Source organism: Novosphingopyxis sp., from assembly GCF_965218915.1.
Lineage (GTDB): Bacteria > Pseudomonadota > Alphaproteobacteria > Sphingomonadales > Sphingomonadaceae > Novosphingopyxis.
Map to the genome: position 1 here is coordinate 2,015,074 of NZ_OZ244708.1, position 25,925 is coordinate 2,040,998.

Genomic DNA, 25,925 nt, shown 5'->3' on the forward strand with positions numbered 1-25,925 from the left:
ACCTTGGGAGCGCAAGCCCAAGGGACGGAAACCGAGCAACCACAGACGCCGGTGATCCTGATCTCAATCGATGGCTATCGCGCGGATTATTCGGATCGCGGGATCAGCCCGAATATCGCCGCGATCGCGGCCGAAGGCGCCAGCGCTCCGATGCGGCCGAGCTTTCCAACCAAGACCTTTCCCAACCACTACACGCTCGTGACCGGCCTTCGGCCCGATCGTAACGGCATTGTCGGCAATACGATGATCGATCCGCGCCGGCCGAACGCGATGTTCAGCCTGGGCGATCCCCACCAGTCGCTCGATCCTTTCTGGTGGGACGAGGCCGAGCCAATCTGGGTCACCGCCGAAAAACAGGGTGTGCGCACCGCCACCATGTTCTGGCCGGGCAGCGAGGTTGCGATCCACGAAATGCGGCCCCAGGATTGGCAGCGCTTCGACCAGAACGTGACCGGGCGTCAGCGGGTCAACGCGGTGCTGGACTGGATGCGCCGCCCCGCCGACATTCGTCCACGCTTCGTGACGCTCTATTTCGATACCGTGGACACCGCGGGCCACCGCTTCGGTCCCGACAGCGAAGAGGTCAACGCCGCGATCAGGGATGTCGACGGCGAGATCGGCTATCTGCGCGAAGGGCTACGCGTTATTGGCGTGAAGGCGGACCTTGTCCTCGTTGCCGACCATGGCATGCGCGCGACCGACGATGCTCGCGTGATCCAACTCGCCGATATACTCGACCTCAAAAGCTTCATCCTGGTTGAGGGCGGGCCTTATGCCGCGATCGAGCCCGCCGCGGGCACCGACGACATCGTCTATGACGCGCTGCTGAAACGACACGATCATATGGATTGCGCGCGCAAGGAAAAGCTTTCTGAGCGGCTGCATTATGGCAGAAACCCGCGCGTCGCCGCGATCATCTGCATCGCCGATCCGGGCTGGACCATATTGGCGGGCGATCCGCCCTATCCCGTCAAGGGCGGCGCGCATGGTTATGACAATGAAGACCCGCAAATGCTGGCGCTGTTCGCGGCGAGCGGGCCGGACATCAACGGCAAGGCGCCGGGCACGTTCGACAATGTCGATATCTATCCGCTGCTGGCCCGGCTGATCGGCATCACGCCGCTCGCCAATGACGGTCGCGACGCGCTGGCCAAGGCGATCGTGCGCAAATGATGCTTGCATCCGGCCGCGGTTCTTCGGAAGGATCGCGCCCATGCAATATTATGAGGACCTGATCGTCGGCGCCAAACGCAGCTTCGGCCGCTATGAAGTGACCCGCGAGGAGGTGATGCGCTTTGCCGAAGCCTATGATCCGCAACCCTTCCATCTCGACGACGAGGCGGCGGCGGGGACTTATTTCGGGCGGCTGTCGGCGAGCGGATGGCATAGCTGCGCGATGACGATGCGCATGATGGTCGACAGCTGGAAAAACGAGGCGCAGGCTTCGCTCGGATCGCCGGGAATCGACGAACTGCGCTGGCTGCGCCCGGTTTACCCTGGAGATATATTGCGGGTGGAAAGCGAACTGATCGAGAAGCGCCGCTCCGCCTCCCGGCCCGACATGGGCATTACCAAAAGCCGCCAGACGACGTTCAATCAAAAGGACGAGCCGGTGATGACCATGCTCAGCAACGGCCTGATCAAGGTGCGCGATCCTGACAGCGCGCAATAACCGCCCTCACCCGCCGCAGCTGTAGACCCCTTGCGGATATTCCTGCTCGGCGCCTTCGGTGATGACCGTCATCGTCGCGGGCCAGCTCTGCGCGGCCATCTTCGCCCCTGCGGCCGCGCTGCCGGGCGTGGGCGTTCCCGCCGGCATGACCGGAGCGGGAACGGCGACATTGTCCTCGCGTACCACGGTAATGGTGAGACCCTGACGATTCTGAAAGGCGGGGCCTTCAGTGAGATAATTATAGCCGCCGTCGCGCATCGCATCGAGCGATTGCACGCCGCCGGGCAACCGCACCACCGCCCTGGGACGCGAGTTGACACCGAGCGGGGCGGCCGCGACGAGCAGGATCTGGTTCGCGGCGGAAGTAAAGTCGCAGCCGCGACCCGGCTCGATCGAGGCGCCGAAATCGCCCTTCGTCACCGCCCCCAGATTGAGCGATGCGGCTGCGCTTTGCGGTAATCGGGCATTTGTCGCAGCCGGCGCCGCGGGCGCGCCCGAATTGACCTGGTCCAGCTCGGCCACGCTGTGATCGGGCTGGAACTCGTCGACCGGGACCGTATCGGCGCAGGCCGCGAGCAACAACGGAGCGGCGGCAATGGCGTAAAGATATTTCATAGTGCAGGAGATAGCCGTCCGGCCCATGTTTTTAAAGCGCCGATGGTTCGAGGCGTGCCCTGAGGGGGCAGGACCTAGTTCACGCGCCGCAGCTCCACCGGCCGCCATCATAGCTCACATCGCGTCCGTCCTCGATCGCCACATGCAGCGATGCTGGCCAAACGGTGGACTCCACCCCTTCGCGCCTTCCCTCGCCGCTTGCACGCTGGATCGAAGCGCTGATTCCGCCGCTGTGAAACGACGCACCCTCGCGCAGCAGTGCATAGCCGCCGACCCGGTCGGTCCTCAGCGTGCGGAAATCGCCATTCACTTTCACCAGCCCCTTGCCCTTGGCCGCGCTGTCGTCGGGCGCGCTGGCGGCGAACAGATTGCGCCCGTCGGAGCTGGTGAAATTGCAGCTCAGCCCCGCATCGAGACGGTTTTCATAGTCCGCATACACCAGCGGTTCCAGCACAACCGGCCGTTCTTTCGCGGTCGGCGGCGCATCGGCGGGCGCGTAATGATTGGCCTTGTCCGCGTCGGTCGCGTCATCGCCGCCCGAACAGGCGCCGAGCGCGAGTGAGAACGCCGCCAAAAATACGATTTTCGAATGGCTTGTCACCATTACTTCCTTCCGTTTCTATCTTTTCTGCTATCGATATCGGGAGCCAATAGACTGGAATTGTGACAATATAGAACCCGATCGCCGCTCATTTTCGGCCGAACAGCTTCTCGATGTCGTTGTGGCCGAGCTTTACCCAGGTCGGACGACCGTGATTGCATTGGCCCGAGCGGGGCGTGGCCTCCATGTCGCGCAGCAGGCGGTTCATTTCGGCGACGCCCAGCACGCGGCCCGCGCGCACCGAGCCGTGGCAGGCGATGGTCGCGGCGACATGATCGATGCGCTCTTTCAGGCTCAGCGCCTCGTCATAGGCGGCCAGTTCGTCTGCCAGATCCTCGATCAGCCCGCGCACATCGCCGTCGCCCAGCATGGCGGGAACGGCGCGCACCAGCATCGCGCCGGGGCCGAACCGCTCGAGCTCGAGCCCAAAGGCGCTGAGTTCCTCGGCGCGCGCCTTGAGCCGGTCGCAGCCGGTTTCCTCGATCTCGATCACTTCGGGCATCAGCAGCCGCTGCGCCGGAACGTCGCCTTCGCCCGCCATCGCGCGCATTCGTTCGAGCACCAGTCTTTCATGCGCAGCGTGCTGGTCGACGATGACCAGCCCGTCCTCGGCCTCGGCAACGATATAGGTCTTGGCCACCTGCCCCCGCGCGACGCCGAGCGGATGGCTGGCGGCGGCGGGCACTGCCTCGGTCGCGACTTCAGCGCGGCCCATCGGCGCGGCGAAGGGGGTGCGCGGTTCGTGGAAGGCGCTGGAACTCCCCTCCCGCTCGCGGGAGGGGTCGGGGGTGGGCGCGAGCGAAGCGAGCTCCGACATCGCGGTCGCCGAACCCAGCATTGAGCCGGGTCCGCCGAAGCCCACCCCTAACCCCTCCCGCAGGCGGGAGGGGGAAAAGAAGGTTGCGTCCGGAGCCTCGCGCACCGGCTCCTGTCGCCACAGCGCCTCCGCCCCCGCCGCCGCATGGCTGATGCTGCGGAACCCCGCCGCCTCCAGCGCGCGCCTCAGCCCGGACACGATCAGCCCGCGGATCATTTGCGGATCGCGAAAGCGCACCTCGGTCTTGGCCGGATGGACATTCACGTCGACCGCGTCCGGCGGCACGTCGAGAAACAGCGCCAGCACGGCATGACGATCGCGCGCCAGCATGTCGGCATAGGCCCCGCGCACCGCGCCGGTGAGGAGCCGATCCTTCACCGGACGACCGTTGACGAATAGATATTGATGATCGCCCACGCCGCGATTGAAGGTCGGCAGGCTGGCGACCCCGCCCAGCACCACGCCGTCGCGCTCCAGATCGACGGCCACGCTGTTTTCCGCCAGCCCTGGCGTGGTCAGCGCGGCGACGCGTTCCGGCCCGCTCATGCCCGGCTGCACGGCGAGCGTGCGCCGCCCGTCATGATCGAGCGTGAAGCCGATCTCGGGCCGCGCCATCGCGAGCCGCTTCACGATGTCGAGCGCGGCGGCATATTCGGAGCGCGGAGTGCGCAGGAATTTGCGCCGCGCGGGCACCTTGGCAAACAGTTCCTCCACCCGCACCCGCGTGCCCAGCGGAATCGCGGCCGGCCCCTCGCCTGCCGGCCTGCCATGATCGACGATCCTGCTCCAGCCGTCGTCGCCCTTGCCTTCGCTGGCGGACGGGCGGCTCTCTATTGTCAGCCGCGCGACCGAAGCGATCGACGGCAACGCCTCGCCGCGAAAGCCGAGCGTTTCGACGAGTTCCAGTGCGTCGGTGTCGCCGAGCAGGCTTTCGGGCAGCTTCGACGTGGCGTGCCGTTCGAGCGCCAGTTCCATCTCGGCGCGGTTCATGCCGCAGCCATCGTCGGCCACCTCGATCAGGCCAAGACCCCCGCTGCCCAGCCGGATCGCGATGTTCGTCGCGCCCGCGTCGATGGCGTTCTCGACGAGCTCCTTGAGCGCGCTGGCGGGTCGCTCAACCACCTCGCCGGCGGCGATGCGGTTGACGAGGGATTCGGGAAGCCTTCTTATTGACATGGGGGGCGATCTATACGAAGCGCACGCAGCAGGCGACTCCCTATAGCGCGACTTCATGCTACGCTGCCCACAACGGCGGCGAAATCCTGTTATAGGGACCGTCAACAGGGACCCGCCCATCCAAGGCACAGGACAAGACATGTTTTTCAGCCGGCTCTTCAAATTCAACTCGCACGACATGGCGATCGACCTCGGCACCGCCAATACGGTGGTCTATGTCCGCGGTCAGGGCATCGTCTTGAACGAGCCGTCGGTGGTCGCGATCGAGACGGTTCAAGGCATCAAGAAAGTTCGCGCCGTCGGCGACGACGCCAAGATGATGATGGGCAAGACCCCCGATTCGATCGAGGCGATCCGCCCGCTTCGCGACGGCGTGATCGCGGACATCGACGTCGCCGAACAGATGATCAAGCATTTCATCACCAAGGTCCACGGCAAGCGCCGCATGTTCAGCTATCCCGAGATCGTGATCTGCGTCCCCTCGGGCTCGACTTCGGTCGAGCGCCGCGCGATCCGCGACGCGGCGAGCAATGCGGGGGCAAGCGAGGTATTCCTGATCGAGGAACCGATGGCCGCGGCGATCGGCGCCGACATGCCGGTGACCGAGCCGATCGGCTCGATGGTCGTCGATATCGGCGGCGGCACCACCGAAGTCGCCGTGCTGTCGCTGCGCGGCCTGGCCTACACCACTTCGGTGCGCACCGGCGGCGACAAGATGGACGAGGCGATCGTCTCCTATGTCCGTCGCCACCACAACCTGTTGATCGGCGAGGCCACGGCCGAGCGGATCAAGAAGGAATATGGCATCGCCCGCGCGCCCGCCGACGGCATCGGCCAGACCATCCACATCAAGGGGCGTGATCTGGTCAACGGCGTGCCCAAGGAAATCGCCATCAATCAGGGCCAGATCGCCGAGGCGCTGGCCGAACCGATCGGCACGATCGTGGAGGGCGTGCGCATCGCGCTGGAAAACACCGCGCCGGAACTGGCCGCCGACATCGTCGATCAGGGCATCGTGCTCACCGGTGGCGGCGCGCTGATGGCGGGTCTCGACGAGCAGCTGCGCGACGAAACCGGTCTTCCCGTTACCGTCGCCGAGGATCCGCTCACCTGCGTCGCCATCGGCACCGGGCGCGCGATGGAGGATCCGATCTTCCGGGGGGTTCTGACCACCGCCTGAGCCAGGTCCGCGTAACGTACAGGGGAGTAGTATCATGGCCCCGCCGCTAGGCCGGCGTCCGGGTTTTTCCCGCAAGGCGCAATATGGCATTTTTGCCGGATATGTCCTGGCCGTCGTCGGCGCGCTGGGCGGGTTGTTGCTGCTCGCCATTTCACTGATCGACCCGGCCGGTTTTTCCGCGCTGAAGTCGATCGGGCGCGAAGCCACCGCACCGGTCGCCGAGGGCGTCGACGGCGGACGCCGCGCGGTCGGCGGCGTAGGCGGCGCGATCGCCGCCTATGTCAATGCCGGACGTAAGAATGACGAGCTTCAGCGCCAGGTCGACGCCTATCGCGCCGAGCTGATCAAGGCGCGCTCGCAGGAGCGCGAAATCGAGCGGCTGCGCGCAATGCTGGGCCTGACGCAGGCGAACGCCGAAGAGGTCGCGGTCGGCCGGGTGATCAGCTCCAGCGCCTCGTCCACCCGGCGCCTCGCCACGCTCTCGATCGGCTCGCGCCGCGGTATCGGCCCGGGCCAGCCGGTGCGCAGTCCCAAGGGGCTGGTCGGCCGCATCCTCGATGTCGGACCGGGCACGGCGACGATCCTGTTGATCACCGATCCGGAAAATGTCGTGCCGGTGCGCCGCGCGAGCGACGGCCTGCCCGCCTTTTCGACCGGCCTTGCCGACGGCAATGTCGAAATCCGCGCAATCAATGCCGGGCAGAATCCGTTTCGCGCGGGCGACGTGCTGGTGACCAGCGGCAATGGCGGGCTTTACGCGCCCGACATTCCGGTGGCGCAGGTGCTGCGCCTGACACCCGACGGCGCGATTGCCCGCCCCTTCGCGCAGCCCGCCGATACCAGCTACGCCATGGTCCAGCGCGTGTTCGTGCCGGCCGAGACGCCCACGGCGGCGGCCCAAGCTCCGGGCGATCTGCCTCAGATCGACTCGCCGGGGCCCTGAGGTGAGCGCGTGAAGAATAAAGTCATCAAGTCCTATCCGCAGGCCAGAAGGCGGCGTTATCGCTCGCGCCTGTACCGCCGCAACTCGCCGCTAAAGGCCAATCTCGTCCCCATCCTCTCGGTGCTGATCGCCTCGCTGGTCACCACCTTGCCGATCCTGCCGAGCCTGCCGCTGCTGCCACCGCTGGGCCTGATGATGCTGGTCGCCTGGCGCCAGCTCCGGCCCGTGCTGTGGCCCTTGTGGATCGGCTTCCCGCTCGGCCTGTTCGACGATATGTTTTCCGGCCAGCCGGTCGGCAGCGCGGTGTTCCTGTGGTCGGCGGTGGTGATCGCGCTCAGCCTGATCAACGATCGCACCAACTGGCGCGACTACTGGCAGGACTGGCTTGTCGCCGCGCTTTGCCTTATATTCGCCATCGTCGGGGGCATGCTGATCGTGGGGCTGGTCTATGAGCCGGCCGGGCTGGAGCCGCTGGTGCCGCAAATCTTGCTGACGATATTCGGTTTTCCGATCCTTGCCCGCCTTGTCTCGGCGCTCGATCGCTGGCGGCTGGCGGCATGATCAAGTTCGGGCGGGGCAACAAACACACCAAGCCTCACAAAACGATCAACAGCGCGCAGCAGGATTTCACCTTCACCCGCCGCGCGATGTTCATCGGCGGGGTGCAGGGCGCGCTCGGCCTCGCGCTGGTGGGCCGGATGGCCTATATCGCGGTAGCCGAGAACGAGCGCTACAAGCTCATGTCCGAAAGCAACCGCGTCAACCTGACGCTGCTGCCGCCGCGGCGCGGCTGGTTCATCGATCGCTATGGCAAGCCGATCGCCGACAACCGCGCCGATTTCCGCGTAGATATCATCCCCGAACGATTGCAGAACCGGCAGGCAACGGTAAGCGAACTGGCGAACTTGCTGACGCTGACCGACGAAGAGGTCACCCGGATCAATACCGATCTGGACAAGAATACAGGTTTTCAACCGGTCCAGATCGCCTCCGGGCTCGACTGGGAGCGCTACGCCGCGGTGTCGGTGCGCCTGCCCGACCTGCCCGGCGTTTCGCCGCGCCAGGGCTTTTCGCGCCGCTACCCCGCGGGCGCCGCGGTCGGCCATCTGATCGGCTATGTCGGCACCGCCAACGCGGAAGAATATCAGAAGAGCAAGGACCCGCTGCTCATCACGCCGGGGTTCAAGATCGGCAAGGACGGGCTGGAAGCCGCATTCGAGGACCGGCTGAAGGGCAAGCCCGGCGCCAAGCGCGTCGAAGTGACCGCTACCGGCAAGATCGTGCAGGAGCTGACCACCCGGTCGGACGTGCCGGGCAAACCGATTCAGCTCGCCTTGGACATCGACCTGCACCATTATGCCGCGCGTCGGCTGGGCCAGGAATCGGGCTCGGTGGTGGTGATCGACTGCCAAACCGGCGGCATCCTGACCATGGCGTCGATGCCCAGCTTCGATCCCAACAGCTTTTCCGACGGCATCGGGGTGAGCGAATATGCCTGGCTGCAGGGCAATGACCATGTCCCGCTGCGCAACAAAACGCTGAAAGGGCTCTACCCGCCCGGATCGACGGTCAAACCGATGCATGCGATGGCGTTCCTGCGAGCGGGCGTTAAAACGACCGACAGCATCATCTGCGGCGGCGGTCGGCGCATCGGCAATCGTTTCTTCAATTGCTGGGGCAATCACGGTCAGGTCAATATGGCCAAGGGCATCTATCAGAGCTGCGACAGCTATTTCTATCATTTCGCGCAGCAGGTCGGCTTTGAAAAAGTCGCCGCTTTCGCACATACGTTGGGCATGGGGCATCAGTTCCCTTTGCCGGTCACCAGCCAGTTCTACGGCACGGTGCCCAGCCCGAGCTGGAAGATGGAAAAATATGGCCAATCCTGGCAGACCTACGACACGGTCAACGCCAGCATCGGCCAGGGCTATTATCTGGCCAATCCGCTGCAGCTGGCGGTGATGGCGGCACGTCTCGCCACCGGCAAGAAGCTGATGCCGCATCTGATCATGGACGACGCCGCGCCGGCGCCGGAAAGCCTGGGCTTTCCGGATGAGGATATCGCCTATGTCCGCAGCGCCATGAAGGATGTGGTCAACGGCCCCGGTACCGCCGGCCGCGCGCGGCTGCCGATCGACAATGTGCTGCTGGCCGGCAAGACCGGTACCGCGCAGGTCGTCTCGCTGTCGCGCGGCGACGGCAAGAACACGCGCTGGAAATATCGCGACCACGGGCTGTTCATCTGCTTCGCCCCGTTTGACAACCCGCGCTATGCCTGCGCCGCGGTGATCGAGCATGGCGGCGGTTCGGGCTCGGCCTATCCGGTGGCGCGCGACGTGCTCACCTATCTCTACGACAAGCGCAAGGCGATGGATTCGCTGCTTGGCCTGGAACAGCAGTGGGGCGGCGATATCGAGCAGCGTATGGCCCGCGACCTCGCGCTGTTCCGTGCGCGCGATTCCGGCGAGATCATCGCCGAACCGGAAAAGGCGGAGCAGACGACATGAGCACGCGCCCCAACGCCATCGTCCCCGCGCCGATTGCCCAGCTCCCGTGGAAGCTGATGTTCCTGCTGTTCTGCCTGGCCGGTTTCGGCGGCGTGGTGCTGTACAGCGCGGCGGGCGGCAGCTTCATGCCCTGGGCCGCGCCGCATCTCGTCCGCTTCCTGGTGGCGCTGGGCCTTGCGATCGGTATTTCCCGATTTTCGCCCGATTTCTGGAAGAAGGTAACCTTCCCGATTTACGGCGCGGTGCTGGCCATGCTGGTGCTGGTCGAACTGCTCGGGCAGATCGGCGGGGGCAGCCAGCGCTGGCTGAACTTGGGGATTATCACGCTGCAACCGTCCGAATTGATGAAGCCCACCATCGTGCTCGCCGTTGCGCTGTTTTTCGATCGGCTGCCGCCGAGCAAGCTCTACACCATCGACGCGATCTGGCCGCCGCTCGTCCTCATGGGCTTTCCCAGCGCGCTGGTGCTGCTGCAGCCCGATCTCGGCACCACCATCACGATCATCGCCGGCGGGGTCGTGGTCGCGTTCATGGCCGGCCTGCCGATGCGGCTGTTCGTCGGCGCGGGCGCTGCCATCGCAGTGATCGCGCCGCTCGCCTATTTCTTCGTACTAGAGGATTATCAGCGCGGCCGCGTCACCACCTTTCTAGACCCCGCCGCCGATCCCTTGGGCGCCGGCTATCATATCAGCCAGTCGAAGATCGCCATCGGGTCGGGCGGATTATGGGGCAAGGGCTTCCTCAACGGCACGCAGAGCCATCTCGATTACCTGCCCGAGGGCCATACCGATTTCGTGTTCGCCACCATGGCCGAGGAATGGGGGCTGATGGGCGGGCTGGCCATCCTGATCGGTTTCGCGCTGCTGTTTAGTTGGGGCTTTCGCGTCGCGCTGCGCGCCAACACCCGCTACGGTAAATTGGTCGCGGCGGGGCTGACGACCACCATATTCTTCTACGTCGCGATCAACCTGATGATGGTGATGGGGCTGGCCCCGGTGGTCGGTATCCCGCTGCCCTTCCTCAGCCATGGCGGCTCCTCCATGCTCACCATCATGATCTGCATCGGCCTGATTATGGCGGTCGACCGCAAGCCCGGCCGCCGCGGCGGCGCATTCGGCTAGCGCCGGCGATTTGCGTTGGTGGCTGCGCGAGGCGGCGCTTGACAAAGAGCCGCCCGTCAACCAAATGCCCCCTTCAAGGCCGCGCCCCCCAGGGCGCCGCGGCCATGCGGACGCATAGCTCAGTTGGTAGAGCAGCTGACTCTTAATCAGCGGGTCCTTGGTTCGAGCCCAAGTGCGTCCACCATTTCTCTATGTTTTTCAACGACATAGAGGCATTCGTAAGATGCTTACGTTTTGCGTTTGCCGGCTAGGTAACAGCTTAGGTAACGTTCGATAGGTGCGATCTTTTTTGCCGTGGCTGCTCACCGCGTCTTATCCTCTGCCAGATCAGCGAACATTATCGCGAACATCTGGTGGCCTGTGGCAGCGCGGGCGTATCGAAAATGCAACCCATCGCTTAATCAGAGGAGCTGAAGCTCCAGCTCATCCTTTCGTTGCCGCCAATCTGGCATTGCTAGTGTCAGCAGCGATTGCCAACCTGAACCATGGTCGGGGTGGAGCGCGTGTGCCAGCTCGTGAGCAACCACATAGTCGATAAGATGAGGCGACGCCTGCGCAAGCTCGCTGTTCAACACAAGGTTTCCTTTAGCGGTAAAACTACCCCAGCGCTGCGACATTGCCCGAATTATAAGACGTGGCGGTCTGACACCGAGGCGCAAGAACGGTGGTGCAGTCGCAGCGACGCGTGCGGGGAAAATCCGGTGGCTTTGTAAGCCATACCAATGTTTCAGCAATTGTCCGCCGTCAGCACCCATGGCACAGATTTGCGGTTGTGATTTAAGGAGGATTTGGGTCTCGTCGTAGTGACGAAGGAACGAAGATGAGACCCAAATCCTCAAAGCCCAAAGCCACCGCCGAGAAGGTGGTAAAAGACATCCGGCGGGCGACGCGTCGGCACTTCTCAGCCGAGGACAATATCCGTGTGGTGCTGGAAGGCCTGCGCGGCGATGACAGCATTGCTGAGCTGTGCCGCAAGGAAGGCATCGCCCAGAGCCTGTATTACACCTGGTCCAAGGAGTTCATGGAGGCCGGCAAGCGGCGCCTCGCTGGCGATACTTCGCGTGCGGCGACGACCGACGAGGTGAAGGATCTGCGCCGCGAGTCCCGCGATCTGAAGGAATGCGTCGCCGACCTGACGCTGGAGAACCGCCTGCTTAAAAAAAGCATGATGGCGGATGGGGGAGACCAAGAATGAGGTATCCTGCCACCGAGAAGCTGGAGATCATCAGGCTGGTCGAGCAGTCGCATCTGCCAGCAAAGCGCACGCTGGACCAGCTGGGCATCCCACGCCGGACCTTCTACCGCTGGTATGACCGATACCGTGATGGTGGCCCGGAGGGGCTCACCGATCGGCCGTCGGCGCCAAGCAGGGTGTGGAACCGCGTGCCCAGCGAGATCCAGGATCAGATTATCGAACTGGCGCTGGAGCAGTCCGAGCTGAGCCCGCGCGAGCTGGCGGTGCGGTTCACCGACGAACGGCGCTACTTCGTCTCCGAGGCGACGGTCTACCGCCTGCTGAAGGCCCATGATCTGATCACCAGCCCCGCTTACGTCGTGATCAAAGCTGCCGATCGCTTCCCCACCCAGACGACCCGGGTGAACGAGATGTGGCAGACCGACTTCACCTACTTCAAGATCATCGGCTGGGGCTGGATGTATCTCTCGACCGTGCTGGACGATTACTCGCGCTACATTATCGCCTGGCGGCTGTGCAGCACGATGAAGGCCGAGGACGTCACCGATACACTGGATATGGCATTGGCGGCGTCAGGCTGCTTGTCGGCCAATGTTCGGCACCGCCCACGGCTGCTGAGCGACAATGGTCCGAGCTACATCGCCGACGAACTGGCCGATTACATCAAGGCGAACGCCATGAGCCATGTTCGCGGCGCGCCGTTCCATCCGCAGACCCAGGGCAAGATCGAACGCTGGCACCAGACCCTGAAGAACCGCGTCCTGCTGGAGAACTACTTCCTGCCCGGCGATCTGGAGCAGCAGATCGAGGCGTTCGTCGAGCATTACAACCACCAGCGCTACCATGAAAGCCTGGACAACGTGACGCCCGCCGACGCCTACTTCGGCAGGGCCGCAGCCATCATCAAACAGCGAGAAAGGATCAAACGAAAGACCATCGAACATCGGCGCTTGCAGCACCGCAAGATAGCCGCCTAAACATCAAACCCCCGACGAGGCCCACGCTCCGCTAATTTACAACGCGAGTTGTGCCAAATGTTCTGACGACGGACACGTTTCTCGCCTGCTTCGACCTCGTTCCAGAGCCGTTCGCGGTCGGACAGGTGCTCAGGCGCACCGTTCGGCAGCATCACCTCGGAATGAACGACGCCCGCCTTGTTCGAAAAATCATGGTGTCGGTCGATCCGCTCATCGTGCAGCCGGGACGCCGAACGATAGGCAGCGGAAGCGACCGCGCTCGATCCGGCAGCGCGGGAAATGACTTTGGCAGCGAAGTGGTAGATCGCCATGACGGCAATCCACTTACACCTGAAAGCGCACGTCGGCACGACGTATAAGCGCGCCCTCGAAAGATTTCATCTATCTCGGGACCGGTTAATCCCAAGACATTTCACGGCATTGAGCCTGATCGATACACCCGATAACTGGTCCGTCGTCGATACTCAATCGAGGACCATGTTATGCGTAAACCCCGCGACTTTGATTCGGAAATGAAGGCGCTCAACGATCGGGCAAAGCTTCTGAAAGAACGCAAGCTCGCCCAGCTTGGCGAACTGGTTATCGCGACCGGGGCCGACGCGCTGCCGATCGATCTGCTCGCCGGAGTGCTGCTGGCCGCGACCGAGGTAAAGGACGCGGGCATTGTGGAGGGCTGGCGCAAACGCGGCACGGCGTTCTTTCAACGGACGGCGCGAAAATCTGCGGGCAGGAATGATCGCGGTGCAGGCAGCAAGCAAGCGGATGGCAGTGATGCGAAACCGGCTGCTGGCGAAGCGCGCGCGTGACGATTGTCGCGACTGGCAAGTGAAACGCCGCGAACGCACCCGCCAGTTGATCGAGCTTGGCGGCCTCGTCGCCAAAGCCGGACTGATCGAACTGACCGATGACGACCGCTCGGTGCTTTTCGGTGCGTTGTCCGAAGTCGCGGCCCGCCTGCGAAGCGACGAGCGCGATCTATGCCTCTTGTTGTGGCGGCGGCGCGGCAAACGTCAATTTGCGAACGTCGATCCCGAGATGGGCGACGCGACTGATGACTGATGTCAGATGACGGCGGCGTGGCGCAAGGTTGTCAGCCGTTCCTCACATACGAGCCTGACGCACTCGCCGAACCGCTCGATCGCAACGGCAATTTCGGCAAGATCGTCGGCGGTGATCGAATAGCTCGCCGAATAGCGCGCTTCGACATAGGCGCGCTTCAATCGCTCGAACCTGCTGCGGTCGAGTCGCGTTGCGCGCTGCCACGCTTCGATCAAGCGCGGCTCCTTGTCTTCGGCCAGCGACCGCAAAAACTTGATGTTATGCGAGCGCGGGAAATAAAGCGTCTGGACGAGCAGGAAACAGATGTAGAGTCGCTCGGTCGCCTGATGCAACATGAATGCCGCGTCACGCAAAACCCCGTTCTCGATGCTGGTTCGCGATAGGAATTGCGCGTGATCGGCCAGCGGCATCCAGAAATCAAAATAATCCTGCGCCATCCGATAAGCGTCGCTCGGCGTCAGCGGCATCGGCGTCGCCAAAGAATGGCACGGCAATTCGTAAAGCGCGATACCGTCGCGCGCGATATCGACCCAGAAATACTCGCCGCGCTTGAGGGCCTGGTTCACCTCGTCGAGCGAATGTACGATGATATTCACCGGACGCGCAATCGACGGGTCACGTAGGATTTTGTCCTCGGCGATGTACCAATAGTCGGCGACGTCGGTAAGGTCGGCATGGCTGACGACGATCAGTAGATCATAGTCGGACTGGTAGCCGTTCTCCGGTTCATCGACCCAATCGTTGCGTGCGTAGCTGCCGAAGAGGATGATCTTGTAGATTTTGCCGTTGCGCTTCTCGGGTTTCGTCGCCGTGGCAATTTCCGCCGAAAACTCCTCCATCAAGATGCGCTGCACCTGCGCCAGTTCGCGCCGCTGTGCTTCGGGCAGATGATCGATTTCGGATTTCATCGCGTCAGACGTGTCGGCATTGCCGACGCCCCTGACAAGAGCCGCGCTGCTGGCCGCGCGATGTGGGATTGGCCGTTCATCGGATGCCCTGCTCGCGCGCGAAATGCGCGGCGGTGACGATCGCCGTTTCGGCGTGGCGCACCAGTGCCAGCAAGTCGTCCTTGTCGCCCGTCACCAGCCAATCGGCCTTCCCTGCTTCGCATAAGGCGAGCAGGAAGTCGTCGCGCGGATCGCGCGAGCGTTCGACCGGCGGCAACCGCTCGGGCATGTCGGCGATGACGGCGATCTGATTGACCAGCCGTCCCGCCTCGAACGGGCGGACCAGCGCGCGTATCTTGTCGCGGCGCGTTACCTCGCGCAGTTCATCAAGCTGGATTGCGTGGCTGATCAGCGTGAATTTCCGATCCAGCCATGCATCGATCAACCGCGCCGGGATGCCGGACGGTGAGATCAGCCCGCTTAACAGGATGTTCGTGTCGAGAATGACGCGCACGGATCAACGACGCGGCGTGGACCAGAAGGATGCGCGCGCCGCGCCAAGTTCGTCATCGACCAGACGTTCAAGTTCTTCGGTGCTGGCATCCACATTGCGCGCCTGAATGTCACGCACGGTTTCGCGCAGCACCTCGCGATTGACGGCTTCTTCAACGAAGCGCGAGAGGTCACCCTTCCGACCGCCGCGCGTAGCCAGCAAGGTGCGTAGAGCGATATCGGTTTCGCGCGAGACTTTTAGGCTCCAGCGGGCAGGTTTGGCCATAATGACACCTATACGTTCAAACGGATAGACGCTTATACGCTAATTCTGATGTTGCAACAAGGTGGTGTTGGGACATGAGACGGCATGGGCCAGGCGTGTTATAACTGGGCACGGCAGCTTGGATCATCGGAACCAACGCTCGATCCAGCGTTCGCGCCAACGCTGCCACCTGGTACGCTCGTCGCCGTCCATGTGACGACAAAGCTTGTAAATAGCCGTCGCCATCTGACGTTCGACCTGGCGCACGCTGAGCCCCGTAACCTTGGCAATGTAGGCGTAGCTGTAATTGTCGAGCCGGTGCGCCATGAATATCTCGCGGGTGATGCGGGGCATCGACTGCATCGCTCGTTCCAAGCGCCGCAACGTCTCTGGGTCGGGTTCCTCGGCTGCGGGCGGATCGTAGCTGGCGATCGAACGCTGGAACGCCGTTCTGGCACGATGCCGCAAATCGGGGTCGTCCACCGCATCCGGCGGGGCGTCACCACTCTGAACGCTGTCGAATCGGTCGCTGTTCTGCAACTGAAAGCGGGTGTCGGCCCGGCCTGCCGTACGGAGGCGGCGGGCGAAAGCGCCCCAGCGTTTGACCTTGAACCTCATCTTTCTCACTCCTTAAAACACCGCAACCGCGCCGGAATGGCGGGGTGGGCGGCAGGAGCGAACCGGCAGTCCCGCGATAGCGGCGGGCTGCACCCGTAGGGGCGCAATGCAATGAAGCACTCGGGCGAAGCCCGAGTTGCAGCCCGTCGCGGCGGGACTAGAGGGAAGCGACGCCTACCCCGCCAAGCCGACGCAGGAGGCGACGCCATCGCGCTTGCGCGATGCCCGTATGCCGGACGGAACGTCCGGCCCCGTCATGCGATCGTCACGGCTATGCCGACGAGACGCCGGAACGGTGGCTCGGTGCCGCGAGCGGCATAGAGCGCGACCGCGCCAACGCGCGGGGACGGCAAGATCACGACGAAGCGGTAAATTTATTTTGGCATGCTCTTGGGCGTATCCCGGACATCTACGGACAGTTACGGATAACTACGGCGTAGTAAGCTGATTTGGCACTGTTTTCGGCACTCTTGACGCTCCGCCAGGACGATCGCAAATCTGTCCACGGGGAGCAAATGCAACACAAGCAATTCAGGAACGCCCCATGACAACCGATACGCCAGACCGCATCCTCCGGCTCAATACCGTGCTCGATCGCACCGGCCTCAGCCGCTCGACTCTGTACCGGAAAATTCAGACCGGCACATTTCCCAAGCAAGTACGGATCGCCACGCGCTGCGCAGGCTGGCGAGAATCTGCCGTCAACGCTTGGATGCGTAATCCGATGTTTTATTCGGTCAGCGATTTCTAAAGGGAGCGACGGTGAACTCAACGCGGGGCGAATACTGCTTGGTCCGCAATATCAGGGCTTGGGCTTCGGCTTCCCGCGTAGGCGCGCCAGCTCGCCGTTTATGAACCGGTGTAGCTTCCGGGCCTGCTTCCTGATTGCTGGGGAATCCAGCGTCTCCGCTGACCTACCGGCATAGGCGAGGAAATTCCTGCCAACGGCTCGGGTAAACCGCATGTGCAGCTTGCGGGTGAATATCTGGTTGGCTTTGCCGTCCTTGATCGCGGCCAAGCCGACCCTCTCCGTCTTCTTCACAGCGCGCTTCGCCGTTCGCCATTGGCGGGAGAGAGATTTCAGCCTCAGCCGCGCATCGACATGGCCAAGCTGATATCCGAGATACTGAAAGGTTAGCGTGCTGGCGGGGGCGTGCAACGTTACAATATCCGTCTTGGCGCTTTGCAGCTCAAGGCCATGCTCGATTAGCTTTTCCTCAACTACCGCCTTCAAGACATTTTGGCGGCTTGGTGGGCACGCGACGAGGATGTCGTCCGAGTACCGCTGATAGAGCGCCCCTCGCTTCGCGGCTTCTGCTTCCATCTCCAGGTCGAAGGCCGTCATATACAGGTTTGAAAAACTGGCGCTGATTGGCGTGCCTTGAGGGATGCCGACCACCTTCGCGTTCTTTTCAATCGGGACGGACAAGGCTTTCACGTCGGCGATGGTGGCGAGCGGGTGACGACCGCGTTCCTTGAGCCGCTGCGCGAGATGATCGTGCTTCTTCAGTTCTTCCAAATGAATGTAGTGATAGCGGGTGGTTGCGCGCAGCACGGCGTACCAATCCGCGCCCAGCTCATCGCAACCAAGTATCCACTTAAGACGTGATTTTAAGCGCTTGTGATCGAGATTATCGAAGAAACCTGTCACGTCGAAACACATCACCGTTAGCGACGGCTGCGACCGCACGAAGTCCTCAACACGCTTCGCGAAATGGTAATTGGCCCGCCCAAGCGAGCGATAAGCGATCACGGTTTTGTCCAGACCGTTCGCCGCATACCACTCGTCCAGGCGTCTAACGAGTTCGGCCGAGTATTTCGACAGAATGCAGGCGTCGCGATGGGACGCGAACATGATCGGCCGATCCTTTGGGACAGTCTTCCGTTCCTTGACCTTGTACCGCTTCTCGGTCTTCACATAGTGAATCAGTGGCGACCAGACGTGCGAAGCCACAATCGCAGGGGTCAGCGCTTCCGCGAAAACAGGCTTTACTGGCATATCAAGGTGAAGGTAGCCGCGCGGGCGGAACCATGAGGGCGGCGAGATCATCACCCCCAACGTATCAGCAGCAGAGTCCGGGGGCCAGTCTTGACCCGAAACCCCAGCCTAAGCTGGACGCCCCCGGACGCACACCACAATCCACCCCTGTTAAGCCCGTGTGAGGCTGCTCGTCGGCGCGGGTCTAGAACGCTAAGTGGTATAGTGTAATCGAGGAGGTTGTCCGAGCTATGCTCATGAACCAGATTATCGCACTCGCAGAGTCGCATGTCCTCGGCATCGCCGTGGTCGTGTTGCTCGTCTTGCGGGTTGCGCGTTGCAACGATCGTATCCGTCGGCCAATTCCGGGGACTTGATCAAGATAGGGTCGCCTTTTGTTCCTGCCAAGGGATGCCGCGAGATATTTGACCGATAAGCGGCGCGCTCGCCGCCGTTCAACTTTGCCGCTTACGTCAAGGCCGCTTTCGGGCGGTGCTTTTTCGCCACCCGCCGAACATCCCGCGCCCAAGCATCAAGGGCTTGCCGCTTCTCATCAAAATAGTCGTGACGCTGGTACACCCCGACAATGCCGGCGCGTGAGCCGGACACATGGTTCAGCACGGCCTCGGTTACTTCAAGCCGAATGCCGAGCCGCTGCAATCCGGTCGCGAGTGTCCGCCGCAAGTCGTGCAGCGTCCAGTGCGGGATTGGCCGCTCGGCCTGTTCCGCCATCGCGTTCCGAATGCGGGTCATCGTCTTACTGAAACCGCTCGGGCCGTTGATGTCATTGCCCCTCGCCGGAAACAGCTTTTCGCTATCGCCCTTTTGCTCAAGTCTGCCGATCACCGTCAACGCGTCGCGGGATAGGGGGACGAGGTTCGCAACTCCATTCTTGGCGCGGTGCCTGGGGATCGTCCACAATCCAGCCTCGATATCAATTTCGACGCGGTCGGCGTCGAATACCTCATTGCGACGCTGGCCGGTCAACAGCAGCAGCTTGATCGCCGGGCCGAACGGCGCGGGTTCCTTATCGAGTACATTCCAGAGAATGCCGACTTCAGCCTCGCTCAGCACGCGGTCGCGCGACTTCGGCGCTGGTGGTCGGCCAGCATCTCGGCACGGATTGCCCGGCAGGCGATCGAGCCTCGGCAGAGCCCAACCATAGAATGAAGACAGATGAGCTAGAACGTTTCTAGCCATCACCGGCGCGGTCTGAGCGATTTCGTCGATGAAGCGGGTGATTTCCGCGCGCGTGATCGCGTCGGCAAGCCGATCCCCGAAATGCGGTAGGATATGGCGATTAAAAACCCGCTCGATCTCCTTGATCGAACGGCGCTCTGCACGTGCTGCCCTATAGTCAGGCCACATCGCCCGGATTGTGTTCGCCGTCACGCCGCGCTTGCGCGGCGTCGGCAATGCCGCTGCCGGATCGCCTCCCGCCTCAATGTCGGACAGGATCGCCCGCGCTTTCTTGCGAGCATCAGCCAGACCGAACCGCGGCGAGTACCGACCAACGGTGATATTCCTCGGCTTTCCCCAATGCGTTTGCGAACGATGAAGGTCTGGGCACCTGATGACCCGATGCGGATCCGCAATCCCGGCACGGCCCCGTCGCTGATCTCCAACTGGCCTGATGCGGGCGGTTTCATCGCCTTGAGTTTAGCGTCGGTCAGCCCGACGTTACCTGTTGCCATACCATCTGAATCCTCGTCAGCGGGTCGGGCGTGGGCGTTACCTTAGGTAACACCTTGCCCGGAATACCCCGGCATCTGTTGGAACAGTGAATCACATAACTTATTGGTCTACAAGGGTTCTGGAACGACATGAAATCCTTTGAGACCCTAAAAGATTCACTCTTAATCAGCGGGTCCTTGGTTCGAGCCCAAGTGCGTCCACCATTTTTTCAATTATGTCAGTTTATTGGGGATGTTTCGCCCGCATGCGCCGCAGACGCTCTTTCTCGAAACGGGCAATTTTTAGATTATTTCGCTGCATTTACGGCGCAATTTCCCGTTCGGTGAGCGCCTTGGCGTAAGCTGCCGCGGTGCCGAAACCCGTAATGCCGTAATGTGACATCCGCTGATGGACGCCTACTAATGTTCCTTGCGGGGCGCACCACGGTCGTGAAAAATTCAGGTTCCGGCCTCAGCTTGTAGACCTGGATTCCTTACCGAGAACTCCCGTGACTCCTTTCGGGTTGTGAGATCGAACGGATGTCGGCGATGCGCTTCGGTCCGACTACACCAACATACGATAGATTGAGAGATAATCCGCGGCCATGCGAACGGCGCTGAACCGCTCCTCGAAGCATCGGCGTATGCGCTGACGGTCAAGCGTGCCAAGCCTTCCTACGGCACGGATTGCCTCTCCGGTCGACTCTACGAGAAAGCCGGTCACGCCGTCCTCGACGATTTCGGGAGCGGCACCGTTCGACCAGGCGATGACCGGCGTCCCCATCGCCATTGCCTCGATCATGACGAGGCCGAACGGTTCGGGCCAGTCGATCGGGAAAAGCAGGGCCGCAGCGTTGCCCAGGAGAACCGCCTTTTCGCTGTCGCCGATGGAGCCGACATAGGTGACGTCCCGGCCGAGCGAAGGTTCGACATGTGCGGCGAAATAATCGGGATTGCCCGGATCGACGGGACCCGCCAGCCGAAGCGGCATGCCAGCGGTCTGTGCGATCGCGATCGCCCGGTCCGGACGTTTCTGGTCGGTCATCCTGCCGAGGAAGGCGAGGTACCCGCCGGCACCCCCGCCGGGCGAATAGCGATCGAGCGGGAGGCCGTGATAAACCGTTCCGGCCAGATTGGCCTTTGGCACGTCGCGCGCTTGCGCCTCGGAAATGGCGATCAGCCGTTCATCCGGGAAGGCTTCGCACAGCAGGGCAATGTCAACCTCGTCGGCGCGCCAGTGCACCGTGCGCACATGAGGGACTTTCAACGCCCGAGCCGCCGCGGACGTCTGCGCAGGTCCATGCAGATGGATGATGTCGAACCGCCCCTCGTGCCGCAACAGGTCGTCGAGTTGAATCGCTTCTAGCACGGCAGGAAATCCCGGCGGCAGGGTCGTACCGGCTGCCGGGCGACCCTCATGAACCGAGAGCGGGTCGAACGAACCGATGCACGTTGTCCCGCTTACGTCGCTGCCGCGTCCGGCGAACAACGTGACGCGGTGACCTTGGGCAGCTTGTTCGCGGGCCAAGTCGGCGATGACGCGCTCGGTCCCGCCATAACTTTGGGGCGGAACCGGAAGGATCACCGGGGCGACATGCGCGATGCGCAAAGACTCTTCTAACATTTATCGGTTCGTTTCCCGGGAACGGATTGGCCCTAAAACCGCTAATATATGCACGCAGAAAATCGGGGCTTAACAAATGTTTATTGCGCATATCGCGCTACAGGGCTGCCTTCGCTGGTCCCATATAGAATATGGTCTGACAGCCGATACGGGTGGCCATATTCGTTATCTCGTTGAATTGGTAACAGCTTCTGCAGCGAGGGCCGACATCGATCGCATCGATATATTGACGCGAGGGTTCGAAGACCTTTCGCTGGGTGAAACATATCGTCCCGGCACCAAAAACATCGACGATAAAATCCGGATCGTTCGCCTCGCAGGCTCGGACCCGGCCTATCTGCCGAAGGAAGAGCTTTATGCAGAGACCGGTGCGTTAGCGGCGGCGGCGGAAGAATGGCTTGCGGGGCTCGAGCGCAAGCCCGATTGCATCCACGCCCATTATGCCGACGCCGGACGGCTGGCTGCCGTAATCAAGCACAGGCACGGCATCCCGTTCGTCTTTACCGGCCACTCGCTGGGCCGCATGAAAGCGGAAACCACGGGGCTCGATATCGCGCAGGACGAATCTCTGAGTCGCCGGATCGCGATCGAGGAGGAGGCGCTTGCGTCGGCGGATGGTATTATCGCAAGCTCGAGGGATGAGGCCGAGGCGCAATATGTCGGATATCGCGGGGCGGATAGCGGACGCTTGCGGGTGATACCGCCGGGAAGCGACCTGACCCCCTTTGCCAGTGCCGTTACCAGCGACCGCGTGAAGTCGCAGATCGGCCGGTTCCTGTGCGATCACGGCAAGCCTATGGTGCTCGCCATCGCGCGCCCCGTGCGCAAGAAGAACCTGAGCGCGCTTGTTCACGCCTTTGGCACCAATGCACGGCTCCGGGAACGCGCCAACCTGGTGATCGTGGCAGGCTGCCGGCACCTCATCGACGATCTCGAGCCGGAATGCGGCGATGTGATGCGCGAGTTGATCGACCTGATCGATCGCTATGATCTTTACGGCCATGTGGCTTATCCCAAGTTTCACCGTCCCGAAGATATTCCGTCCTATTACGCCTTAGCCCGTGACTGCCGAGGCTTGTTCGTCAATCCGGCGCTGCACGAACCGTTCGGCCTGACCCTGCTGGAAGCGGCAGCGGCGGGATTGCCCGTGGTCGCGACCGATCGCGGCGGCCCCAATGATATCGTCGAGCGCTGCGAAAACGGCATTCTGGTCGACCCGTCGAGAATCGATCATATTGCCCGGGCATCCCTGGCGTTGCTGGAAGATACCGCCCGATGGAATAGCTGCGCGGATAACGGGCTGCGCGCGGTCACCGCCTATGACTGGAACGCGCATGTCGATGTCTATCACGCGCTTCTGCGCGAAATCACCCGGTCCGAAGATCTGCCGACGGAGTTGGGAAACATCATGCTGGTTTGCGATATCGACAACACGCTGCTCGGCAACGAGGAAGGCGTCAGGCGATTCGCGCATTGGCAGCGGGACCAGGCGGGCTTGGTGTTTGGCATCGCCTCGGGACGCAGTTTTCACAGCGCGCAGGCGATCCTCGCGGCGGACGGCATACCGACGCCCGCGTTCATCGTCAGCTCGGTCGGTACGGTGATCCATCGCTATGACGGCAGGAAGCGCCGGTTCGCGCGGGATAACCGATGGGAACGCTTGATAGACCGGGATTGGGATCGCGAAAGGCTTTTGGCGGCGATCGGCCCGCTGGAACTGAGAGCACAGGGGCCGCTTGAGCAATTGTCCCATAAGTTGAGCTACTTCATCGATACCGAAGCCGAGGCGGGCGAGGTCCGCGCAATCATCGCCAAGGCCGGACTTCGCGCCAATGTCGTCGCGAGCCACGGCCGTTATCTCGATATCTTGCCTCCCGCCGCCTCGAAAGGGGCGGCGATCGATTATCTGCGGCGCAATCTCGGTATCGAACATGACGAGGTGATCGTGGCGGGCGACAGCGGCAACGACGTTTCCATGCTCGCCTGGTCGATGAAGCCGATCATCGTCTGTAACCACCGCGACCGGATCGTCGATCTGCCTGAACTGTCGCACAGCTATGTGGCGCGCGCCGGCCATGCCGCGGGCGTGATCGAGGGAGTGGAATATTTCCGCAAGGGCCAGCGCCCATGACGGGCACAGGTCGCCTGACGATCTGTACGATCGTCAGGGGGCGTGAACGGCATCTCCGGCAGATGATGCTGGGCGTCCGGGCGCAGAGGCAACCTGCCGACCGGCTGGTGATCGCATATATGCAGGATGAAATGCCAACAGGATTGCCGGACATGCCGTGCGAGCTCGTAGCGATCCATGTCAAAGGCGAGGCAATGCCCTTGGCCGCCGCGCGCAACCGGGCGGCCGAGCTGGCGGACGCGGACCATCTCCTGTTTCTAGACGTCGACTGTATTCCCGATCCGGAGCTTGTGCGCCGCGTGGCCCAAGAATTGCCCCGCGCGAATAGCCAGGTTCTTTTGCCGGAAGTCCGGTATTTGTCCGGGGAGCGGCGTGACTGGACCGAAGCGGGGAGCGATGTGTTGGATTATGACGCGATGGTCCGCAATGGCGTTCGGCATCCGGCCAAGCCCTTGCTCGACGGCGTATCCGTCAGGCGCGAACCAGACCATGGCGAGCTATGGGGTCTCGCCTTCGCGCTTCACGCCGCGGACTGGCAAAAGGCGGGCGGTATGGATGAGGATTATCGCGGTTACGGCGCCGAGGAGACTGACTTCGCGTATCGGCTACAATCCGCCGGCATCGATCTCGCCTGGCTGGGCAGGACCAAGGTCTACCATCAGCACCATGCCGTGCACGTGCCGCCACTCCATCATTTCGAAGCGATCATCCGTAACGCGCGGCTGTTCCACACGAGATGGGGCCGATGGTGCATGGATTACTGGCTCGGCCAATTTGCCGATATCGGCCTGGTGCATTGGGAACAGAACGGGCTCGAAATCCTTCGGCAACCGACGCAGGCAGAGCTCGCCGCAAGTCTGCAGCCGGACAGCGTTCGGTTCAGCTAGCCGATCGATGTTGATCATTCGTCCCAGAGGCGGTCCGCCATATCCTCCAGCCAGCGTGCCGTTTTCTTTGCGGCCTGCTCGTCGTGCAGCGCGGCCAGCCGCGCCGTATCGAGCGCATCGACCTCTGCCAGCAGTCCGCGCCATTCGGCAAGGTTGCCCGGCCAGGTATCGCGCACCACCGCTGCTCCGAGCCGAGCCAATTGCTGCGCTTTCAACCGCTGTTCGTCGAAATAACGCCATTCGGGGAAACACAGGAACGGCTTTTGCGCGCGCGCGATCTCGTGTACCACATTGTCGCCCGCCGAAGAGACCACCCGGTCCGCCGCCGCGAGATATTCGGTGAGGTTGGATATCCAGCCTAGCTCCACGAGATTGGCGAACTCGGTTTCATGTCCCTCGCGGTGCACCGGGCCAGCCACGAGCCAAAGATCGTCCGGCTCCGCCCGCGCGGCGACGGTGAGCGGGGCAAAAGGCGTGCCCGAACCGCCGCCGCCAGCGACGACGAGATTGATCGCCCGGTCCGGGTCTAGCCCCAGCTTCTGCCGTGCTTCGCCTTTTTCGGGAACAGCATCACGCGTGGTGCACAGGCCGCCGGAGTAAAATGTGCGGTCCCGCGCCCAATCTGGATAGTCGGCCTGCTCCAGCCGCTCGTTGAACGGCGCCAATATCCCGACACAGGCCTGATAGCCCGCCAGATGCCCTGCATCGCCGCGCATCCCGTGCATACGGATCGTGACGGCCGGAACGCTCATGATCCGCGAGAGAAGCGCGATTTCCGCCGAAACATCGATGACGAACAAAGCCGGATCGAGCCGTTCGAGCGTTGCCGCGATCAGCGCCATATGGGAACGCATCTCGGCTACACCCAAAGGCACGCAGTGCATGATGTCCGGCGTCGCAACCTGGTGTAGCGCCTCGGTGCGCGAAGGCGCGCCGATCATGTCGGGCAGCGCCACGGTTTCGATATCGCTTGCCCCGTCGAACTGTTCGGGCGCGGCGGTCATCACAGTGACGGTACGGGCCGGATCGAAATGTTCGGCGATCGCGCGAATGCGGTTGGCATGGCCTCGACCCTGATGGTGGGCAAAGAAGGCGATTGGTTTCATAAAGGTAACATCCAAACCCCCACCAGGAGCACCATACTCGCAACGCTGAGCGCCGTGGCAATGAGTTTCAGGTTCATACCACCGATCGGGGCCGCGCTGTGGGCATCCAGCCGTTCATACACATTGCATCCCTTGCGCTGGGCCGCGAAGAAGATGGCAATCCCGGACATAATGAGCATCGACGCCGCGAGACGCGGCAGCCACCACGGCTCCAACTCGTCAAACAGCGCATTAAAACCCAGCCCGACCCCAACCGCTGCAAGTCCGGTCCGCATCCAACCGGCAAAGGTTCGCTCGTTTGCCATGATGGTCCGGTCTTCGGCAAATTCGGTCCTGTCCTCGGCATAATCGGTGCGGTCGCCGGCAAGTGTCGTCTTGTCCTTGTCAGCCAATGAATGCCC

26 protein-coding genes, 1 tRNA gene and 2 pseudogenes are annotated in these 25,925 nt (G+C 62.5%); 14 read left to right on the forward strand and 15 right to left on the reverse strand.

Annotation, left to right across the window (positions count from 1 at the left end):
* The first annotated feature begins 3 nt into the window (after positions 1 to 3).
* Positions 4 to 1,173, forward strand: a complete 1,170-nt coding sequence (locus ACOQPC_RS09340) for an ectonucleotide pyrophosphatase/phosphodiesterase (RefSeq protein WP_420605467.1) — start codon at positions 4 to 6, stop codon at positions 1,171 to 1,173.
* A gap of 40 nt (positions 1,174 to 1,213) precedes the next feature.
* Positions 1,214 to 1,672 (forward strand): MaoC family dehydratase, encoded by a 459-nt coding sequence (locus ACOQPC_RS09345; RefSeq protein ID WP_420605468.1) that lies wholly within the window; start codon positions 1,214 to 1,216, stop codon positions 1,670 to 1,672.
* A gap of 6 nt (positions 1,673 to 1,678) precedes the next feature.
* Here the strand turns inward: ACOQPC_RS09345 and ACOQPC_RS09350 are convergent, their stop codons facing one another.
* The 3 genes from ACOQPC_RS09350 to mutL form a co-directional block, all read right to left on the reverse strand.
* Entirely contained in the window at positions 1,679 to 2,287 is a 609-nt protein-coding gene (locus ACOQPC_RS09350; protein WP_420605469.1) for a hypothetical protein, read from the reverse strand.
* A gap of 79 nt (positions 2,288 to 2,366) precedes the next feature.
* Complete coding sequence (locus ACOQPC_RS09355; protein ID WP_420605470.1) at positions 2,367 to 2,861, reverse strand: hypothetical protein; 495 nt, start codon at positions 2,859 to 2,861, stop codon at positions 2,367 to 2,369.
* 115 nt (positions 2,862 to 2,976) lie between these two features.
* Complete coding sequence (mutL, locus tag ACOQPC_RS09360; RefSeq protein WP_420605471.1) at positions 2,977 to 4,881, reverse strand: DNA mismatch repair endonuclease MutL; 1,905 nt, start codon at positions 4,879 to 4,881, stop codon at positions 2,977 to 2,979.
* A 139-nt stretch (positions 4,882 to 5,020) separates the two neighbouring features.
* Between mutL and ACOQPC_RS09365 the strand changes: the two genes are divergently transcribed.
* From ACOQPC_RS09365 to ACOQPC_RS09390, 6 genes are all read left to right on the forward strand, one after another.
* Complete coding sequence (locus ACOQPC_RS09365) at positions 5,021 to 6,061, forward strand: rod shape-determining protein (RefSeq protein WP_420605472.1); 1,041 nt, start codon at positions 5,021 to 5,023, stop codon at positions 6,059 to 6,061.
* A gap of 34 nt (positions 6,062 to 6,095) precedes the next feature.
* Positions 6,096 to 7,004 carry a rod shape-determining protein MreC gene (gene mreC, locus ACOQPC_RS09370; protein ID WP_420605473.1) on the forward strand — a complete coding sequence of 303 codons (909 nt, stop codon included), beginning with the start codon at positions 6,096 to 6,098 and terminating at the stop codon, positions 7,002 to 7,004.
* Positions 7,005 to 7,013: 9 nt separating this feature from the next.
* Entirely contained in the window at positions 7,014 to 7,565 is a 552-nt protein-coding gene (locus ACOQPC_RS09375; protein ID WP_420605474.1) for a rod shape-determining protein MreD, read from the forward strand.
* Positions 7,562 to 9,511 carry a penicillin-binding protein 2 gene (gene mrdA, locus ACOQPC_RS09380; RefSeq protein WP_420605475.1) on the forward strand — a complete coding sequence of 650 codons (1,950 nt, stop codon included), beginning with the start codon at positions 7,562 to 7,564 and terminating at the stop codon, positions 9,509 to 9,511. Before ACOQPC_RS09375 ends, mrdA begins: the two co-directional genes overlap by 4 nt.
* Positions 9,508 to 10,632: a rod shape-determining protein RodA gene (gene rodA / locus ACOQPC_RS09385; protein ID WP_420605476.1), complete on the forward strand. Its 1,125-nt coding sequence runs from the start codon at positions 9,508 to 9,510 to the stop codon at positions 10,630 to 10,632. Before mrdA ends, rodA begins: the two co-directional genes overlap by 4 nt.
* Before the next feature lie 108 nt (positions 10,633 to 10,740).
* Positions 10,741 to 10,816, forward strand: a tRNA-Lys gene (locus ACOQPC_RS09390).
* A 217-nt stretch (positions 10,817 to 11,033) separates the two neighbouring features.
* Here ACOQPC_RS09390 and ACOQPC_RS09395 read toward each other — a convergent pair.
* Positions 11,034 to 11,387 carry a M48 family metallopeptidase gene (locus ACOQPC_RS09395; protein WP_420605477.1) on the reverse strand — a complete coding sequence of 118 codons (354 nt, stop codon included), beginning with the start codon at positions 11,385 to 11,387 and terminating at the stop codon, positions 11,034 to 11,036.
* A 65-nt stretch (positions 11,388 to 11,452) separates the two neighbouring features.
* On the opposite strand from ACOQPC_RS09395, the gene ACOQPC_RS09400 reads away from it, so the two are divergent.
* Positions 11,453 to 12,804, forward strand: a protein-coding gene (locus ACOQPC_RS09400; RefSeq protein ID WP_420605478.1) for an IS3 family transposase whose coding sequence is annotated in 2 segments (ribosomal slippage) — positions 11,453 to 11,789 and positions 11,789 to 12,804 — 1,353 coding nt in all. Because the reading frame shifts where the segments join, the coding sequence is not laid out codon by codon here.
* A 74-nt stretch (positions 12,805 to 12,878) separates the two neighbouring features.
* Here ACOQPC_RS09400 and ACOQPC_RS09405 read toward each other — a convergent pair.
* Positions 12,879 to 13,115 (reverse strand): annotated as a pseudogene (locus ACOQPC_RS09405) (MobA/MobL family protein); the annotation flags it as partial.
* 171 nt (positions 13,116 to 13,286) lie between these two features.
* Between ACOQPC_RS09405 and ACOQPC_RS09410 the strand changes: the two are divergent.
* Both ACOQPC_RS09410 and ACOQPC_RS09415 read left to right on the forward strand, forming a co-directional pair.
* Positions 13,287 to 13,610 carry a conjugal transfer protein TraD gene (locus ACOQPC_RS09410; protein WP_420605479.1) on the forward strand — a complete coding sequence of 108 codons (324 nt, stop codon included), beginning with the start codon at positions 13,287 to 13,289 and terminating at the stop codon, positions 13,608 to 13,610.
* A complete protein-coding gene (locus ACOQPC_RS09415) occupies positions 13,537 to 13,863 on the forward strand; it encodes a conjugal transfer protein TraD (RefSeq protein ID WP_420605480.1) in 327 nt (108 codons plus the stop codon). Before ACOQPC_RS09410 ends, ACOQPC_RS09415 begins: the two co-directional genes overlap by 74 nt.
* Positions 13,864 to 13,865: 2 nt before the next feature.
* Here ACOQPC_RS09415 and ACOQPC_RS09420 read toward each other — a convergent pair whose 3' ends face one another.
* From ACOQPC_RS09420 to ACOQPC_RS09435, 4 genes are all read right to left on the reverse strand, one after another.
* Positions 13,866 to 14,771: a HEPN domain-containing protein gene (locus ACOQPC_RS09420; RefSeq protein WP_420605481.1), complete on the reverse strand. Its 906-nt coding sequence runs from the start codon at positions 14,769 to 14,771 to the stop codon at positions 13,866 to 13,868.
* 76 nt (positions 14,772 to 14,847) lie between these two features.
* Positions 14,848 to 15,264, reverse strand: a complete 417-nt coding sequence (locus ACOQPC_RS09425; protein ID WP_420605482.1) for a putative toxin-antitoxin system toxin component, PIN family — start codon at positions 15,262 to 15,264, stop codon at positions 14,848 to 14,850.
* A gap of 3 nt (positions 15,265 to 15,267) precedes the next feature.
* Positions 15,268 to 15,528, reverse strand: coding sequence for a ribbon-helix-helix domain-containing protein (locus tag ACOQPC_RS09430; protein ID WP_420605483.1), 261 nt, complete (start codon positions 15,526 to 15,528; stop codon positions 15,268 to 15,270).
* Between the two features lie 123 nt (positions 15,529 to 15,651).
* Complete coding sequence (locus ACOQPC_RS09435) at positions 15,652 to 16,125, reverse strand: sigma factor-like helix-turn-helix DNA-binding protein (protein ID WP_420605484.1); 474 nt, start codon at positions 16,123 to 16,125, stop codon at positions 15,652 to 15,654.
* A 544-nt stretch (positions 16,126 to 16,669) separates the two neighbouring features.
* Here ACOQPC_RS09435 and ACOQPC_RS09440 point away from each other — a divergent pair.
* Positions 16,670 to 16,876, forward strand: a complete 207-nt coding sequence (locus ACOQPC_RS09440) for a helix-turn-helix transcriptional regulator (protein WP_420605485.1) — start codon at positions 16,670 to 16,672, stop codon at positions 16,874 to 16,876.
* A gap of 51 nt (positions 16,877 to 16,927) precedes the next feature.
* On the opposite strand, the gene ACOQPC_RS09445 is transcribed toward ACOQPC_RS09440, so the two are convergent.
* The 4 genes and pseudogenes from ACOQPC_RS09445 to ACOQPC_RS09460 form a co-directional block, all read right to left on the reverse strand.
* Positions 16,928 to 18,175 (reverse strand): reverse transcriptase domain-containing protein, encoded by a 1,248-nt coding sequence (locus ACOQPC_RS09445; protein WP_420605486.1) that lies wholly within the window; start codon positions 18,173 to 18,175, stop codon positions 16,928 to 16,930.
* A 396-nt stretch (positions 18,176 to 18,571) separates the two neighbouring features.
* The gene (locus tag ACOQPC_RS09450) at positions 18,572 to 19,519 is read right to left on the reverse strand and encodes a tyrosine-type recombinase/integrase (RefSeq protein WP_420605487.1); all 948 of its coding nucleotides are present in this window, start codon (positions 19,517 to 19,519) and stop codon (positions 18,572 to 18,574) included.
* A 57-nt stretch (positions 19,520 to 19,576) separates the two neighbouring features.
* Positions 19,577 to 19,738: pseudogene (locus tag ACOQPC_RS09455) on the reverse strand (hypothetical protein); the annotation flags it as partial.
* A gap of 603 nt (positions 19,739 to 20,341) precedes the next feature.
* On the reverse strand, positions 20,342 to 21,400 hold the full coding sequence (locus ACOQPC_RS09460) for a glycosyltransferase family 4 protein (protein WP_420605488.1): 1,059 nt from the start codon (positions 21,398 to 21,400) through the stop codon (positions 20,342 to 20,344).
* Positions 21,401 to 21,476: 76 nt separating this feature from the next.
* On the opposite strand from ACOQPC_RS09460, the gene ACOQPC_RS09465 reads away from it, so the two are divergent.
* Together ACOQPC_RS09465 and ACOQPC_RS09470 are read left to right on the forward strand one after the other, a co-directional pair.
* Entirely contained in the window at positions 21,477 to 23,531 is a 2,055-nt protein-coding gene (locus ACOQPC_RS09465) for an HAD-IIB family hydrolase (RefSeq protein ID WP_420605489.1), read from the forward strand.
* Complete coding sequence (locus ACOQPC_RS09470) at positions 23,528 to 24,418, forward strand: glycosyltransferase family 2 protein (RefSeq protein WP_420605490.1); 891 nt, start codon at positions 23,528 to 23,530, stop codon at positions 24,416 to 24,418. The genes ACOQPC_RS09465 and ACOQPC_RS09470 overlap by 4 nt, the downstream gene beginning before the upstream one ends.
* Before the next feature lie 14 nt (positions 24,419 to 24,432).
* Here ACOQPC_RS09470 and ACOQPC_RS09475 read toward each other — a convergent pair whose 3' ends face one another.
* Together ACOQPC_RS09475 and ACOQPC_RS09480 are read right to left on the reverse strand one after the other, a co-directional pair.
* Complete coding sequence (locus tag ACOQPC_RS09475) at positions 24,433 to 25,524, reverse strand: glycosyltransferase (RefSeq protein WP_420605491.1); 1,092 nt, start codon at positions 25,522 to 25,524, stop codon at positions 24,433 to 24,435.
* On the reverse strand, positions 25,521 to 25,916 hold the full coding sequence (locus tag ACOQPC_RS09480) for a YidH family protein (RefSeq protein WP_420605492.1): 396 nt from the start codon (positions 25,914 to 25,916) through the stop codon (positions 25,521 to 25,523). Before ACOQPC_RS09480 ends, ACOQPC_RS09475 begins: the two co-directional genes overlap by 4 nt.
* Positions 25,917 to 25,925 lie beyond the last annotated feature (9 nt).